13 protein-coding genes are annotated in these 17454 nt (G+C 46.4%); 1 reads left to right on the plus strand and 12 read right to left on the minus strand.

Features of this window, described 5'->3' with window-relative positions; all coding sequences use genetic code 11:
- Positions 1 to 3 precede the first annotated feature (3 nt).
- From rfbF to wecA, 7 genes are all read right to left on the minus strand, one after another.
- The gene (gene rfbF / locus I2D83_RS15490; RefSeq protein WP_181848259.1) at positions 4 to 777 is read right to left on the minus strand and encodes a glucose-1-phosphate cytidylyltransferase; all 774 of its coding nucleotides are present in this window, start codon (positions 775 to 777) and stop codon (positions 4 to 6) included.
- A 94-nt stretch (positions 778 to 871) separates the two neighbouring features.
- Positions 872 to 1831 carry a CDP-6-deoxy-delta-3,4-glucoseen reductase gene (locus I2D83_RS15495; protein WP_205946877.1) on the minus strand — a complete coding sequence of 320 codons (960 nt, stop codon included), beginning with the start codon at positions 1829 to 1831 and terminating at the stop codon, positions 872 to 874.
- A 124-nt stretch (positions 1832 to 1955) separates the two neighbouring features.
- Positions 1956 to 3389: an undecaprenyl-phosphate galactose phosphotransferase WbaP gene (gene wbaP, locus I2D83_RS15500; protein WP_205946878.1), complete on the minus strand. Its 1434-nt coding sequence runs from the start codon at positions 3387 to 3389 to the stop codon at positions 1956 to 1958.
- A gap of 215 nt (positions 3390 to 3604) precedes the next feature.
- On the minus strand, positions 3605 to 5773 hold the full coding sequence (gene wzc, locus I2D83_RS15505) for a tyrosine-protein kinase Wzc (protein WP_205946879.1): 2169 nt from the start codon (positions 5771 to 5773) through the stop codon (positions 3605 to 3607).
- A 16-nt stretch (positions 5774 to 5789) separates the two neighbouring features.
- A complete protein-coding gene (locus tag I2D83_RS15510; RefSeq protein ID WP_205946880.1) occupies positions 5790 to 6224 on the minus strand; it encodes an arsenate reductase/protein-tyrosine-phosphatase family protein in 435 nt (144 codons plus the stop codon).
- Positions 6225 to 6232: 8 nt separating this feature from the next.
- The gene (locus I2D83_RS15515) at positions 6233 to 7369 is read right to left on the minus strand and encodes a polysaccharide export protein (RefSeq protein ID WP_205946881.1); all 1137 of its coding nucleotides are present in this window, start codon (positions 7367 to 7369) and stop codon (positions 6233 to 6235) included.
- Positions 7370 to 7492: 123 nt separating this feature from the next.
- Positions 7493 to 8578 (minus strand): UDP-N-acetylglucosamine--undecaprenyl-phosphate N-acetylglucosaminephosphotransferase, encoded by a 1086-nt coding sequence (gene wecA / locus I2D83_RS15520; protein WP_205948206.1) that lies wholly within the window; start codon positions 8576 to 8578, stop codon positions 7493 to 7495.
- A 740-nt stretch (positions 8579 to 9318) separates the two neighbouring features.
- Here wecA and I2D83_RS15525 point away from each other — a divergent pair.
- A complete protein-coding gene (locus I2D83_RS15525; protein WP_015839568.1) occupies positions 9319 to 10905 on the plus strand; it encodes a TerC family protein in 1587 nt (528 codons plus the stop codon).
- A 76-nt stretch (positions 10906 to 10981) separates the two neighbouring features.
- On the opposite strand, the gene dcuC is transcribed toward I2D83_RS15525, so the two are convergent.
- The 5 genes from dcuC to apbC form a co-directional block, all read right to left on the minus strand.
- A complete protein-coding gene (dcuC, locus tag I2D83_RS15530) occupies positions 10982 to 12334 on the minus strand; it encodes an anaerobic C4-dicarboxylate transporter DcuC (protein WP_205946882.1) in 1353 nt (450 codons plus the stop codon).
- A gap of 263 nt (positions 12335 to 12597) precedes the next feature.
- Positions 12598 to 14433, minus strand: a complete 1836-nt coding sequence (asmA, locus tag I2D83_RS15535) for an outer membrane assembly protein AsmA (RefSeq protein ID WP_205946883.1) — start codon at positions 14431 to 14433, stop codon at positions 12598 to 12600.
- 63 nt (positions 14434 to 14496) lie between these two features.
- Complete coding sequence (gene dcd, locus I2D83_RS15540) at positions 14497 to 15078, minus strand: dCTP deaminase (protein ID WP_015839565.1); 582 nt, start codon at positions 15076 to 15078, stop codon at positions 14497 to 14499.
- A 248-nt stretch (positions 15079 to 15326) separates the two neighbouring features.
- Complete coding sequence (udk, locus tag I2D83_RS15545; protein WP_015839564.1) at positions 15327 to 15968, minus strand: uridine kinase; 642 nt, start codon at positions 15966 to 15968, stop codon at positions 15327 to 15329.
- 175 nt (positions 15969 to 16143) lie between these two features.
- Positions 16144 to 17253 (minus strand): iron-sulfur cluster carrier protein ApbC, encoded by a 1110-nt coding sequence (gene apbC / locus I2D83_RS15550; protein WP_015839563.1) that lies wholly within the window; start codon positions 17251 to 17253, stop codon positions 16144 to 16146.
- Between the last annotated feature and the right edge of the window lie 201 nt (positions 17254 to 17454).

Here is a 17454-nt window from a genome sequence, read left to right on the forward strand (position 1 = left end):
TGTCTACTCCCATTTTTTCCAAGGAGCCTCACCATTTTGCCAAAGTTCATCAAGAAGCATTTTGTCTCTCAACGTATCCATTGGCTGCCAGAAACCCGTGTACTCATAAGCCATCAACTCACCCTGTGCGGCCAGAGTCATCAGAGGTGATTGTTCCCAAACGCTGCTGTCACCGTCAATGAGGTCCAGCACCTTAGGAGATAAAACAAAGAAACCACCATTAATCAAGGCGCCATCGCCTTTTGGTTTCTCTTTAAAACTTTGCACCTGTCCATTGGATAATTCGAGTGCTCCGAAACGACCCGGCGGTAATGTCGCCGTCAATGTAGCAAGCTTACCATGGCGCTTATGGAAGGCGATCGTATCTTGAATATCAACGCCGCATACCCCGTCACCGTAGGTAAAACAAAAGCACTCATCATCTTTAATATATTCAGAAACGCGGCGCAGGCGGCCTCCAGTCATGGAGTGATCGCCAGTATCGACGAGCGTAACCTTCCAGGGCTCTGCACGTTTTTGAAGCACCGTCATTTCATTATCCTTCATATTGAAGGTGATATCAGACATGTGCAGGAAATAATTCGCAAAATACTCCTTAATAACATATCCCTTATATCCACAGCATATGATGAATTCATTTATGCCATGATAAGAGTACATCTTCATGATATGCCATAAGATAGGTTTCCCACCAATTTCAACCATGGGCTTAGGCTTAGTCACCGTTTCTTCGCTCAGCCTGGTACCTAACCCACCTGCAAGTATCACCGCTTTCATGGAACGCTCCTAGTTGGTTCCTACTCTTTAATTTTTTGTCATCAGCTGATGACAAATAATACATTCAATATATATTTCTTAATCGCTTTATCATTCAACCCGATACAACAAAGGCATCTGAGTAAAAATTAGCTGCAGGAAGTCCATTCTCAATTAATAACGCTTTTGCTGACTCAATCATTGATTGGCTTCCACAAGCATAGACGCTGGCTGTGTTCAAGTCGCTAATATCGGCAACGACAAACTCTTGAACATAACCATATCTTCCATTCCAATCATCTTCAGGCCGAGACAGAACCAGACTGCACTTAACATTAGCATGCTGGCTTTCCCACAACGCAACGGAAGGGTCATAGAACAATTTACTTTTTCTATTTCCCCAATAAATATAAATATCCCGTTGAATACCTTTATTAAGTAAATCAGTAACAATCGATTTTATTGGCGCAAATCCTGTTCCCGTTGCCAGGAATATGATTGGTCCTGAGTGTTCATTGTTACGATAGAAAAAAGTGCCCTTTGGTCCTTCAAGCTGCATTAATTGGTTAGCAGATAGATGGCCAAATATTTTACTACTCATGGCACCATTTTCCACTCGCTTTAAATGAAGCTCAATTTTGCTATTGTTTTGTGGAATAGAAGCTATCGAGTAGCTTCTGGCTATACCTTGATACTTCAGATCAAGATATTGCCCAGGCAAGAATGTAAGATTTGCTGTAGGTGGTAAACGAAGCGTAATAATCGCAATATCCTCATGAGGATATTCTATAGAGTTAACCTTGCACGGTGCTGTTTTACTTTTAATATTCGCTAGTTCTGGATAATACTCAGCTTCCAGCGTCATATCGCAGTCAGGTTTCACCTGACAAGTCAAAATGGTAGTAAGGACTTCACCCTGCGGACCAAGAATGTGGGCTTCACATGCATTACACGAACCATTTTTACAGCTATGTTCCAGAACAATCCCTTGTTCTATTGCTGAATCTAAAATTGTTTTTTCTGAGCCACATTCGAAAACAACACCAGAAGGCATTAATGTGATTTTATTCGTCATAATGGAAGCCAACTATTATTTACACTTTCGACTAATTTCAATTAGCTGATTTAGTACTGATTACAAAACATGAAACATGCACATTGATATGTTCTGTTCAATGTCGATTTCATTTGATAAATCACTAATACGCGCCATCTCTTTTTAAAACAACATTAATTGTCTTAAATAAAATAGCGATATCATTCCATAGTGACCAATTTTTTACATACCACGCATCAAAGTACACACGGGTATCATAATCAACATCATTTCTACCGCTGACCTGCCATAATCCGGTCATTCCTGGCTTTGCCATGAGATAATAGTCGACATCACCGGCATAGCGCTCCAACTCTTGCTCAACAATAGGGCGAGGGCCAACCAGGCTCATCTCCCCTTTCAGCACATTGAACAATTGCGGTAACTCATCCAGACTGGTCTTCCGGATGAAATTACCTATTTTGGTGATTCTGGGATCGTTTTTTAACTTAAAATCTTTTTCCCACTCAGCCCTTGCCTCAGGATCGTTGTCGAGTAACTCCTGCAGTACCTCCTGAGAGTTGACAATCATTGAACGAAACTTCAGGCATTTAAATTTCTTTGCATTACGCCCTACGCGTTCATGCCCATATATAGCTGGGCCACCATCTTTGGAAATCAAGAAAGCCAAAAATAGCAGCAAAGGGGAAGCGACAAAAATAATAGAGATGGACCCTACAATATCAAACGTTCTTTTTACTATTCGTGATGTTCTTTTAGCCAGATTATTGCTGACGCGCAGAATCATGACTTCATGGCTAAAAATGAAAGACATTTCAGTTCCATATAAAGGAACGCCGCGCAGCGTTGGAATGACGGAGACGGAGCGGCACTTCTTCTTGGCTAGTGATTTTAACCAATAATCCCTCAGCTCATAATCTTCTGCGTCAACCGCAACAATGAACTGTGTTTCTTCAGAACAGCACTGTTCCCAAAGTTCCTCTTCCGAAGAGAGAACAGGAATATTAAAGATCTGGCTATCATCGCTTTTCTTAGTTGAAAAAAACGCCACTATGCTAAAGCCCAAAATTTCTTCGCTTTGTAAAGCAGCATAGGCATCTCTGGCATTTTTACCGTTTCCAATGATGACCGTTTGTTTTTTCCAAAGGTTCAACTTGTCTAAAATTCGTTTGGTTAACGAACGTCCCAAAGGAACTAAAATAAGCGCAAAAAACCACGTTAGAACCCAAACATACCGGGAGAAATCCCACTTTGAAAACGCAACAAACGCCAAATCCAATACGGAGAAAATAACCAGGGTTCTTAGAACTTCCTTTAACTCGAACCAGAATGGTTTACGATAGGAGTAATGTCTTAATCTGACCCAGAACCAACTTACACAAATAACAGAGAAAACAACATGCGAAGCAAATCTGGCAAAGAACTCATTGTTTGGGATAAAAGAATATATATTAAAACCGAATAGCTCAATAAAAATAAAAGTGAGCATTAGGGAAATATTAAAAAAGAAAAAATCTGAAAATGCCAATGAGAATTTTATTATATTTATTTTTCTAATATTTAAAAATGAATGCATAATTGTTACACACCTTAGCAATTGCTAATGATTCATTAATTAACACGTTTAAAAATCAATAAACACTTTGGCATTTAGACTGCTAATGCTTTAGTCACATTATTTTAGTAGATTTATTATATTTTAAATGAAGAGTGAGGAATGTAATTCAGGCAAGTAATTCTATAAGAGAATTACTTGCCATAGGATAAGAATAGAACGTTTACCTAGCGAAACTACTTATCTGATTTATATTCGTATGAATAATAATCATAATTTCCGTAGCTATAGTAGCTAGCCGCACGTTTTACAATCGCATTCAGAATAACACCTTTGATTTCCGTACCATTCTGTTCAAAACGACGGATACTCACTTCAATTTCTTTCAGTGTATTCACCTCAAAGCGAGCAACCAGAAGTGAAGTTCCAGCATGTCTGCTAATAACAGCAGCATCAGTTACAGCAAGAATTGGAGGTGTATCCAGCAACACAATGTCGTAGTTCTTCGTAGCCCAATCGATGAATTGTGAGAAACGGCTATGCATTAACAATTCAGAAGGATTAGGTGGGATTTGTCCACGAGGGATAAAATCCATATTTTCTACAGCCGTTTTACGAATACTTTTCTCTGTCGTAATTTGTCCTGACAGTATATCGGAAAGCCCGTCTGTACCCTGACATCCCATCAGCTCATGGGCGTAGCCTTTGCGCATATCACAGTCGACGATGAGTACTCGTTGCCCTGACTGAGCGATAACGGCTCCGAGGTTCGCACTGACAAATGTTTTACCAATCGCAGGGCTTGCACCAGAGATCATCAGCACATTGTTTGTGGCTTCCATCATAGCGAAATGCAGACTGGTGCGTAAACTTCTGATGGCTTCAATCGCGAGATCTGCGGGATTCCCAACGGCAAGCAATTCTGTTGACCGGACATTACCCTTTTTCCCTTTGCCTAATAGGGCCCTATCCTTCTTCTGCTGCCACTCAGATAAAGGTACGCTGGCATAAACATTAATACCCAATTCTTCAAGTTGCTCAGGGCTTTCAAGTCCTTTATGTAGCAAAGTCTTAAGTATCACAAAGACCGCTGATATAACAATCCCAGCAATCATCGCCAGTAGAACTATCACTGTTTTTCTAGGTTTTACAGGCTTAATTTTAAGAGCAGCAGCGTCGATAACACGGACATTACCGACCGTACTCGCTTTATTAATACTTAGCTCCTGCTGTTTATTTAGCAGTTGCATATAAACCTCTTGCCCTACATTTACATCACGCGTTAAGCGTAGGATTTCTTGCTGAGTTTTTGGCATAGATCCTACGCGTTTATTAATTTTTCCGCGTTCTTCTTCTAATGTCTTCCGCTTTTCCATCAAAGCACGATAAGCTGGATGTTCTTTAGTATAAAGCTTCGATATTTCAGCTTCTTTAAACGTCAACTCATTGAGCTGAGACTCAACTGCGACCATTGTTTCTAATACTGCTTTCGCTTCTAAAGTAAGATCGACAGATTCATTCTTCTGCCGATAACTATTTAATTTATTATCAGCCTCATCAAGTGTTAGTCGAACATTAGGGAGTTGTTCTTTAAGAAACTCCAAGCTTTTCCCTGCTTCTTCAGATTTACGCTCAACATTTTGTTGAAGATAGTTTTGGCTAATACTATTTAATATTTTATTGGTTAAATCAGGATCTTCACCTTGGTAACTTAATGCCAGCACACCAGTATCTTTTCCTTTATCAGCCACGGCTAAATCTTCTAAAATATTATTAACTGCGGTAATTTTATTTAATTTCTTAACACGAAAAACAGTACCATTCTCGGCCTGAATATCGCTAACTAATATAGATAAATTATTTTGGTTCGTTAGCTGCCCTACCTTTCCTTCAACTTTTATAGCCCCACTAACATCGACCTCATAAGTGTTAGCATCAATAATACGCAACTCAAACCATTCATCTTTCCATGATGCAGGCACATCAAGCCGAGACACTGCAATTTTCTCAGGTTTATGTTCCATTAAACGAGCAAATCCTTTGCCAAAAACCGGAAAATATTTTTGTTGGACAACAACATCTAAAGATAAATCACTGACCGTCTTACCAACGACCATACGAGATTTAATTAATTCTATTTCAGCCGCAGACTCAGGTTTTGTATCAGGTAGAACACTGGATATATCTTTTAACAATGCATTACCTGTATTTTGTTCAACCTGAATTAAAGCATCAGACCTATAAATTGGAGTCGCAAACGTAGCATAAAGGATACCAATAATAGTAAAAATTGCAGTAACACCAATAATCAACCAACGATGATCCAGCAATGTTCCTAATAAACGACCTAAATCAATCTCATCCGAATTCGTTTCAGATGTTTTTACTGAAATTTTCTCTGCCATGGGTTTCCCTGACTTGTTAACGGCTTAATACCTGCACCCATTTCTGGGCGGACTGCTCGAGTTGCAAGTAGACGAATTCAAATGCTTCACGACTTTTGCGGTATGGATCAGCAATCTCTTGCTGATTAAGCCAACGGCCAAACAGCATTGTTTTGCCTCGGACTTCTGGCGCAATGCGGCATACTCCATCAATGTGTCCTTTCTCCATAACCAAAATAAGATCATATTGCCGACATAGCGCTGAAGTCAGTTGCTGCGCTTCATGACCATCAAGAGAAAGATTATGCTGGTTCGCCACATCTGCTGCGGTCGAGTCTGCGGGTTTTCCGACCAACGCGCCTAATCCGGCGGATGAAATTTTTTTAGTAGGAAATGCCTGCTTTAATAGTCGTTCTCCCGTAGGAGAACGGCAGATATTACCTACACAAACAACCAATATTGAATCAAACATAGTTATCTCTATGGCCAGGTGCGAACTCGCAGGCTCCCCTCACTTAAATCGTTAAACGCAGAGATCGTTGGTGCAAGTTGTGAGATCAAACGGTTCCAACGAACGATTGGTGCAGAAGTTACATAAACCACGTCATAAGGTTGCAGTTGGAATTCAGCTCCCATCACAAGAGATGTCGCATCGGCGGCATTAAGCTGATAAATATCAGCCAATTTCGGCCCCTGAGTTCCTCTAAGCGGACGGATGACAAAGACGCCTGTCGCATCAGCCAATGTTTGATCCATACCTTCTGCGTTGCCTAACGCCTCTGTCAACGTCATGCCGCTGCGGTCCATCTTAAGCGTACTTTGCTTTTTGACTTCCCCCATTACAAACACTTTCAGATCGTCATTACGCGGTATATAGAGAATGTCGCCAGGATAAAGAAGATGGTTTTGAGACAGGTCGCCATTTTGCATTAACGCCTGAAGAGAAATTCGTTTCTCTTGACCGTTATGAGTAAGAACTATGTTGCGCCAGTCAGCATTTTCCGTCAGCCCGCCAGCACTATTGATGGCATCCAAAACAGTGAGAGGCACATTCGTGATCGGTTGCTGCCCTGATTTATCAACTTCGCCGGTTACATATGCTTTCTGAGAGCGGAACGCGGCAATGCTAACATCAACCTGTGGAGATTCAATATACGTTGCTAAACGGCCCATGACCTCATCACGAACTTCCGTCACCGTTTTGCCAGCGACTTTCACTTTACCAATATACGGGTAGAAAATTGTACCGTCGGAGTGCACCCAGTTCCCCGTATCAGCTGCGGTGCGGTATGTACCAGCGGGCGTCGTCAGTTCTGGATGATCCCATACCGTGACCATGATGACATCGCCAATGCCGATACGGTATTCATATTGCTGTAGTTCGCGTTCCAACGCAGGGTTAGTTTGTGCGATTAATGGCTTAACGCGCATTTTATCGATTAAATAAGGCGTAAGAGGATAAACATTCACTAACTTATCAATATTGAAATCAGCGTCTTGCTGCTCGATAACCTCTTTACCACTAGTCGAAAGATGACTTCCGGGAATTATGGTACAGCCACTAAGAAAGGCTATAGACACGACTAATGGTGCCAATTTTAACTTGTGCTTTATCATCCTGTTATTCCATCACTCTTAATTCAAAATTGCACAAATCCCTACAAAATATCAAATGATTATAGAGAATATTTATTCAACTGAACCCGCAGTCTAGCGTATAAAAAGTCGGTAATTTGTCGCTTAGCGACGCTGAACAGTACGGTTTGACAACTTAGCTACCAGCCCGTCGGAATTGGCTCGGCGTCCCCACTGCACCGCCTTTCCTATACGCGGTATAAAATAGAAATAACCGGTAAACATTACAAAAAACAGGCCTAACATCATAGTCTGACTCACATGATGACGATCGCTGATGATCCCGATAACGGCAAACAGTAATGCCGCCAGCGTAATAATCATCAACGACTGCCGCGAAGTCAGCCCATAAGACATCAAGATATGGTGAAGATGTCCCCTGTCGGCCTTAAACGGACTATCGCCTCTCAAAAACCGCCGTAGCGTGATAGCAACCATGTCCATCAAAGGGATCGCGATTAACCAAAGCGCCGTCACTGGATTCATTACCGCGCTTTCTCCCTGAGAAGCAAGAATCAGCAACCAAAGTACGGTAAATCCTATAACGGTGCTACCTGCATCCCCCATAAAAACCTTAAATCTTTTTCCCAGAGGGATGCCGAGATTCAGGAAAAGATAAGGTAGCGTAGCCGCCATCATGCATAGGCTCCAGAGCCCAAGTTGGCGTTCTCCCCCTGAATAGAATAAAAAAAACAGTGAGCAAAATGCGATACAGGCCAGTGAGCCCAGTAAACCATCAATACCATCGATCATATTAAAGGCATTGATAGCCCCGCATACGGCAAACAATGTAATGACGTACCCGAATCCCCCTAAAAGCAGTTCATGACCAAACACCACGTCCCCTAATGATGAAAGGTATAACCCCGAGTACATCATTAAACCACCCATTAACAGTTGAACAACGAACCGGGGAAAAACGGGGAGGTCAAAACGGTCATCAATCACACCGACAACCAATAGCAAGGTAGTGCAAATCATGTATAGGGAGAAATCAGGAAGCCAGTCAGAATGCAGCATAAATAAAACGCAGAGCGCGAGATAAATCGACACGCCCCCGACAAGAGGAACATTTCCACGGTGCTTTTTACGTGCACATGGTTTATCCACCAATCCGACGTTGATTGCGACCTTTCTAACCAAGAACAGCGCGACGAATGCGCTTAAAAATACAACGATGAAATCTTGCATTTTTGCACCATCATCAACCGTTAAATATTCTGCATCAGACACGCTACCGCCCTTGGCTTATAGCAACCAATGCGCTGTCAACAACGTACGGAACACCATCCTGTGGCAACATATCTGGCTCCGTAAGCCATCTGCTTTTATGTAAATACTTCATAAATTTGCTAGCTAACTGACATGGCTAACAAAATATTTCTCATCAATAGATTTATTTATAAAAATATAGCTAAGTCTACAACGCCAATTTTCACCCCAATAGTATTGATGACGAAGTAAAGAGTACAAGGGTAAGATGTTCCAGGACGAGCTTTTCAGAATAAGACTACGCACTCGCCTCCCCTCATGCACCGCCAACCTAAGAGGCGTTTTTGCAGGAAGCTGTAAGATGCGAATAAAAAATCATAGCAAAAACCCGCGCCTTCCTGTCGTAAAAATCCTGTTAAATAGGCTGGCATATTCTATGCGTTGTCTACCAACACTATCAAACACTAACGCGACCTATCCCGCTCATAATTCTGAAAATCTTGCTTATTGCTGCTTTTTCACGCTGTTTTAAATAACTTGTCACACAACATTCATATAGGTTAACTGCCGTATAAAAGTGGGAGAAAGCGCGGGTAGACAGGCCGCCGACGCTCGTATCGGACTCGCCCAAAAAAGAATATCCCTGCAAATTCTGGTTCATCTGTGTCTGCCCTGATACGCTATCGAGGTTATCTTCATTTAAAGGTGAAAAAATAGATATGGAGTGGATCGCTGATCCAACAATATGGGCCGGGTTGGCCACGCTGGTTGTCCTGGAGCTGGTTCTGGGCATTGATAACCTTATCTTCATCGCCATTCTGGCTGAGAAACTACCAAAAGAACAACGCGATAAAGCCAGAGTCGTCGGTCTATTGCTTGCCCTGATTATGCGCCTGTGTTTGCTGGCGTCTATTTCCTGGCTGGTATCGTTGACTACCCCCCTCTTCACGCTCCTTGGGCACACATTCAGCGCTCGTGATGTCATCATGCTGGTTGGCGGGCTATTCCTGCTCTTTAAAGCCACCATGGAGCTCAACGAACGCCTCGAAGGGAAAGATGAGGAGCAGCAAGCCCAGCGTAAAGGAGCACGTTTCTGGCCGGTAGTGGCGCAGATCGTGGTACTGGATGCGATATTCTCACTGGATTCCGTGATTACAGCCGTCGGCATGACCGATCATCTGCTGGTAATGATGTCCGCTGTGACCATTGCCATCTTCCTGATGCTGCTGGCCAGCAAACCGCTGACCCGCTTTGTCGCTGAACACCCAACCATCGTCATCCTGTGTCTCAGCTTCCTGTTGATGATTGGTTTCAGTCTGGTCGCGGATGCCTTTGGCTATCACATTCCTAAAGGTTATCTCTATGCTGCAATAGGCTTCTCAGTGCTGATTGAGATGTTTAATCAGGTTTCCATGTTTAACCGCCGACGCTTTCTTTCCTCTTCGGTTCCGCTACGTCAGCGTACCGCGGAAGTGGTTTTGCGTATTTTGCGCGGCAACCACGAAGAGGCTGAGCTGGACAATCAAACCTCGTCGATGATTGCAGACAACACCCGGGCGGGTCAGGAGGTGTTCAACCTTCAGGAACGCCGGATGATAAAACGGGTATTGGGACTGGCGCAGCGAACCATCAGCAGCATTATGACGTCTCGACATGATATCGAGCCGGTTGAGCTGGATATAACACAGGAAGCACTCGCTAAACTGCTAACGACCAATCAGCACTCGCGGCTCGTGGTAACCGACAGCAAAACCTCTGACGAGCCGTTGGGGATCGTATATGTTGCTGATTTACTACAACAGCAGTTGAACCGTGAGCCGTTTAATCTGCGAATTCTTATTCATCAGCCGCTGGTTTTCCCTGAGCAACTTTCGCTTTTGCAGGCTTTAGAACAGTTTAGAGAAGGAAGAACGCATTTTGCGTTCGTCGTTGATGAATTTGGTTCGATGGAAGGGATCGTCACATTAAGTGACGTGATGGAAACCATTGCGGGTAACCTACCGCGCGAAGGAGAAGATCGCGATGCGCGCCACGGTATTCAGCAAAATGACGACGGCAGTTGGACCGCAAATGGCTATATTCCGCTGGAAGACCTGACGATGTATGTTCCGCTGATGCTGGATGAAAAGCGCGAATACTATACGTTGGCGGGGCTGTTGATGGAGCACGCTCAGCGGGTTCCACAGGTGGGCGATACATTATCAATCGATCGCTATCAGTTCACTATCCTGGCGGTGGAAAGCCATCGAATCATGGAGGTTCGTATCACCCCAAACGACGAACCACAGACTGATTTTGAAGTGTAATAGCGGCGAAAAATAAAATACCGCGTTTATCAACAGCCCCTTTCTATTCGATTAGGGGCTGTTTTCTATTTATCTATCAGGCAGGAACCATAATTTCTGTGGCAACAACCACCACAATCAGTCCAACCAGAACAGGAACCGATGTGCGCTTCACCACCTCAAACGGTGATATTTTTGCCATCCCGGCAACAGCCACCACCACGCCGGATACCGGAGAAATGGTACGGCCCAAATTGGAAGCCTGAAGCATCGGAATAGCCAGATAGGCAGGATTGATACCCATTTGCGACGCTAGCTTTGGAATCAGCTCAACAAACGCATAGAACGGGGCATTGCCCGAACCAGTCGTCATCGCTGCCAGCATCGTGATCGCAACCAGCACCAGCATAATCACCAACCCACCGCTGCCAAACGACTGCGCAAGGCCAATCAGGCCGCTGATAAAGCCAATAGTGCCCAGACCTTGAGCAAAAACACCGGCCGCGACCAGCAGAATGACCACGCTAGAGAAGGCATCGGCCATCCCGCGATAAGCGACGTCCAGTCCATCAAATACTTTTTGCGCATTGAACGAGCGCACAAATTCCAGCACCGCGGCCAGCGCCATACAAATCACCAGCACGGTGATGATGTGGAGTTCCGGTCCCCATTTACCATCAAAGACCAGTACTCCAATGATCGGCGTAAACGGCAGAATGGCGTAAAAACGCGGAGCATCTGTCTTGATTTCGCTGACGTCCAGAATCTCATGGCTGACATTCGCTTTATTGTCCAGATGGCGCTGCCAGAAGAAATGTGCGACGGCCATGCACACGATCGCAATGATCGAAATAGGTAGCGTGGCCTTAAAGGCGAAATCCACTAATTTCATCTGCGATGCCTGGGCTGCCAACACCACATCACCTGAGGTCGGCGACAGGATCAGCGCCACAGGGGACGCACAGATTGCGGCAGCGGCTCCACGGCTAATGCCGACGTTCACCATGACGGGGAACAGCGTTGCCATTAACAGCACCCCCAGCCCGGTTGCCGATGACACCGCCAGCGACATCAGACAGGCGACAAAATAGGCCGCAATCATCAGTAAATAAGGCGAATTAATCATTTTCAGCGGGCGGGAAACCAGCTTAACGACCACATCATTGGCACCAATGTGCGTCATATAAGCGGCAAAACCACACAGCACCATAATCATCATGCCGAGATCGCCACCGCGGCTCATCAGCAAAATTTTTACGTATTCAACAATATCCGTTGCACTCCAACCTGTCGCTTTCGCGCTGGCTGGCAATACATTTTTCCCCAGCATGGCACTGATTGCCAATAGTAATAGGCCTCCCACCAGCAACACGCCAGTCGCGGAGTACCCTTTTATAATGTAACGACCAACCAGAATCGTTACAGCAACACCAATCAAAAGTTCGAGCATAGTGGGTTTCGATACCTGAGTAATAAGTTATCTGACAGACATTCCCCGGCAGCGGAGTCATGCCGCACCAAAAATAGGGAGCGAAGTTTACTGCTTTAGAAAATAAAAAAAGAGAAAAATATTAATATGCAGCATTAAAAAAGAGACACCGAGCACAAAGCCCGTTTTGAGGAGGATGACAAACCAGAGGAAAAGATTGGTGAGAAGCTGCCGGTTTGCTGACAGGAATCAGCAAACCGACTAAAGCACGGTGTGTTAGAAAATTAAAGGCGATCGAGAAGTTGCTTCAGATCTTTGCCCTTTTGGCTTTGCTGATTTTGGCTGGCCCAGTCATTCAGACGTTTCTTCAGCTCGTCCTGTAGGCGTTTACGCAGCAGTTGGTCTACCTGTAGCTGATAATTTAATTTATCCCACTCGCCATAGACGCGTAATGGGATCGCCGTATTTTTCAGCACGCTAACCAGTTGCTCATCGCCCTGCCATCCTTGCGTGATAGAGACATTCACATTGACATCACATGTCTGAGCGGGCAAATCGAATTGTCCAACACCGCTGAGTGACAGCAGCTCTGAACGGCCATTGAGATCGGTAAGGCGTAACTTACCCGCATTGAGTTGGGCTTTTCCCGTCAACTGTTGCAGCTCAGTGTAACGTTCGTAGCGCTCTTGCCCTCGCACATTGCCATTACTACGCGCGACAGCCATCTGCACCATTTGCTGAATATTCAAACCCTGTAGGCGGACACTATTAGCCTGCAGCGTCGCCGTTCCCTGCCACTGCTGGAGCAACGCAGGTAGGGCAAAGCTGTTTCCGCTGAACTGCCCTGCCATCGACAATTTTCCGCTGACCGTCTCAGTGGGCAGCGCAAATGCGGACATCAGCTGGGACAGCTCAACGTCCTTGAGTTCTGGCCGTAACGTAATGTTGGTTGATGGCTTCGTCACAACTTTACCGGGTAATGAGAAATGCCCACTGCCCAGTTCACCGCTCAATGTCGTAATATCCAGCAACCCCGGCTGATTCTCTGCCCGTAGCGTAAACTGGCGGACATCAAGCCCACGGTAGATCATCGTCGCGGCCTGCAACGACAGACGCGCCGTGAATGCTTGTAAGGCGCTTTCTGGCTTGGTTAATCCACTTTCATTCGAAATGACGGGAGTGGATGATTTAACCGGTGCCTTGGACGTGCTGTTTCCCTTTACTACCTCGATTCCCAGCAGGGAATCCAAATCCAGCTTCTCAGACAACAGATCCAAATCGTAATGTGGGATATCACCCAGCGTCACGCTCCCCGCTCCCGATAACTGGCTATTATTGATATTAAGTGAAAGCTGGCTAAACGTGATTTTTTCAGGCTGCTGTTGATAACTGGCCTGAACGCTCCCCGTTCCACTGATACCGCCAGGCGGTATTTCTGCCCCCTGAAGCTGGAAGTCCAGCTTGGTGATATTGGCATTGACCTGTTGAGGGAAATGCAGCAAATCGACATCTGCGGCAAGGGAGAAAGCAATATCGCGCTGATCGCGATTGATACGGCTTGATAATTCGATGTTGACCTGACGGTCGCTGTTCTGCTCCATAGCAAGATTAATATCGCGAACATTAATCTGCTCATTATTGCTGCGTTGCAGAATCAACAGGCTATCGGCGACTTTTATCTTATCGATATCCAGCCGCCAGCGACGCTCTTCAGATGGCGCTTGCGATCCCGCAGGGGCAATGGGGGCATTATTGGCCTGTTTGGCTTCACTTTCCGGCGTCAGGCGAATAATCGCCCCTTTCAACATCACCTGCTTGACCGCGAGCTTGTGCGACAGCAATGGCCACAGTTGCACGTCAAGGCGCATGTTCTCCGCGCTGACAATCGGCGCACTGGAACCCGGCGCGCTTAACGACATTCCGCCGGATAATATGCTCAGCTGCGGCCAAACGTGCCAGCGCAGATCGCCGTCCAACTGGAGACGATAGCCGCTACGTTCCTCAACCTGCTTCACCATGTAGGCGCGGAAGTCATTCGGGTTAACCAGTACGACCAGAGCCGTCATTCCTGCTACCAGCACGACAAGCAGTATTGCCAGCGTCGTCAGAAATCTTCTCATGCCATCCTCATTGTGAAACGCACGGCCACCTGCTTTTTACCTTACAAGCCTGTCGCCAGACGCTCAGTCTTTATCGATCCGGCTCGCTACCGCACCCTGTTGATCTTTATACTTGGCATCCTGACGGCGGTTGTATGGACGAGCCGCCGGCCCAGAAAGTGGTTCAAAACTCAGAGCGCCAATCATCATGCCGGGACGTAACGCCAGCGGCAACTTACCTGAATTATAGAACTCCAACACAATTCTTCCTTGCCAACCTGGATCAATACGGTGCGCGGTGACGTGAACCATCAATCCCAGACGAGCCAGTGAAGAACGACCATCCAGCCAGCCGACCAAATCATCCGGCAGCGTCACTGATTCCAACGTCACCGCCAGCGCTAGCTCTCCCGGGTGCAGGAAGAACGCTTCGCCTTCCGGTAAATTGATTTCATCACTCATGACGCGATCGAGCGCCGCACTGACCTCATCCTTCGGGCCGCTTAAATCAATGAAAGGCGCAGTGTGTCCGCGGAAGACGCGAAACTGATTTCCCAGGCGAACATCAACCGTCGCGCCAGAGATTCTCTCAGTCGGCGGACGGGGCGTAATCACCAGTCGGCCATCATCCAGCCAGGCTTCAATGTCACGGTCACACAGTCTCATCTTATTCTCCATTCGACACTGGTATCTATCAGATAAACCTCATCTATCTCCGTCATACTTCAAGCTGCTTGTGCGTTGGCAGCCCTTACTCACCACAGTCACTTACCTGAGTAAGCTCCTGGGGATTCGCTCGGTTGCCATCTTCACGCAACTCGAATTATTTAGGACATATCTCCGTCATACTTCACGCTGCTGGCGTTGTTTAAAACATTAACGTTCGGTCATGCAGCCTGAATGATTCGGACAATTTATTCAAAGAACTGGCTTATCTTGGCTTTCAAAATATCAATCGCAATACGGTTTTTCCCGCCGCGCGGCACAATAATGTCGGCGTATTGCTTGGATGGTTCAATGAATTGCAGGAACATCGGGCGCACGGTCTTCTGATACTGTTCCATCACAGAATCCATTGAACGACCGCGCTCATTCACGTCGCGGCGCATGCGACGCAGCAGGCAAATATCCAGCGGCGTATCGACAAAAATAGAGAAATTCATCTCATCGCGCAGACGTGCATCCGTCAACAGCAGGATACCTTCCAGGATAATGACCTTTTTCAGCTCAATATGCACCGTTTCCTGCTTGCGGGTGTGTTCGACATAGCTGTACTGTGGAACTTCAATCGCCTGACCTGCTTTCAGCATCTGCAAATGTTTCAGCAACAGGCTGTGATCCATTGAGCTCGGGTGGTCATAGTTGGTTTTAACCCGCTCTTCCATCGTCAGGTGGCTTTGATCTTTATAATAACTGTCTTCAGATATCACCCCGATATGCTGATCGCCGACCTGATCGCGTAATTCCCGATACAAGGTGCTGGAAATAAGACTTTTACCCGAAGCGGACGCTCCCGAGATCCCGATGATGACACACTGGTGAGACTGATCAGTCATGGTATTAACGACCTGATTAACATAAATAAAGAGAGGGGAATGCGCCAATAGGCGCTTTGACGCCGCAATTATAGGGAGTTAGCCCCCGTCACGCCACCCTTTCCGCGTATTGCGCCCCAGAGAAGCGAGGACTGGCACAGGGTCAAGCCGGGACAGATCCCGGCCTTATAGCGGGCTACAGCGCGCGGAAAGAAATTTCGCTCGGAATAACAGAGCCCTGCCAGTAGAGCTGAGCGGCAACCTGCCCCGCCAGTTCACGGTACAGAGACGTGAATTCACTGTCCGGCTGGCTGACGACCGTCGGTTCACCGCGGTCAAGATCTTCACGCAGGGAGATGTGCAGCGGAAGCTGGCCTAACAGGGAACAGTGGTATTTCTCCGCCAGCTTCTGCGCGCCGCCCGTACCGAAGATCGGCTCCAGATGACCGCAGTTGCTACAGATGTGTACGCTCATATTCTCAACGATGCCCAGTACTGGCACGCTGACTTTTTCAAACATCGCGATGCCCTTCATGGCATCCATCAGCGCGATATCCTGCGGCGTCGTCACGACGACGGCACCGGTGACAGGAATATTCTGCGCCAGCGTCAGTTGGATATCGCCCGTACCCGGCGGCATATCTAATACCAGATAATCCAGATCCGGCCAGAGCGTATCCTGCAGCAATTGCAATAACGCTTTGCTCGCCATCGGCCCACGCCACACCATGGCGTTATCGTCCGTGACCAGATAACCAATAGAGTTAGTTGCCAGGCCGTGCGCAATAATCGGCGCCATATGTTGGCCGTCCGGCGAGGTTGGGCGTTCACTGGCCGAACCCAGCATAGTCGGAATAGAAGGGCCATAGATATCGGCATCCAGAATGCCCACATTTGCGCCTTCAGCCGCCAGCGCTAGCGCCATGTTGACCGCCGTACTCGATTTGCCGACCCCGCCTTTCCCGGAACTGACGGCAATGATGTTTTTAACGCCCTTCACACCAGCCTGATCGTTAACCCGACGCAGCGTAGCGATATCATGTGTTAAGCGCCATTCGACCGCTTTTGCACCTGATAAACGTAATAACTCATCGCTAACCGTTTCTTTTAATACTGCCAACCCGCTCAGCCAGACAAACGGCATTGTCAGTTCGATATGCAACACGTTATCCAGCAGCGCACAATGACGCAGCGCATTCAGTGTCGTCAGATTATTTTTCAGTGTCGGGTGCTGAAAAGTAGATAAAACCCCGGTGACCATCGCACGCAGTGCTTCAGGACGTTGTTCGGGGACTGTCGCGTTCATTCCGGCTCCTTGAAATTCTCATATTTGACCGTTGAGACCGTATATAGCATACCAGAGCGAGGGAAGCCTGACGCCCTTCGGCGTTAAAAACGTGGAAACACTACGCAAATTAAAATCTGCCATATGGTTTCCTGCCGTTTTACTCACGCCAGCGGTTTACGCAGCAAGGCGCTATCGGTTAACATCGATCTCCCTCTATTG

Origin of the sequence: Pectobacterium aroidearum, assembly GCF_015689195.1 — a bacterium.
GTDB classification, from domain to species: Bacteria; Pseudomonadota; Gammaproteobacteria; order Enterobacterales; family Enterobacteriaceae; genus Pectobacterium; species Pectobacterium aroidearum.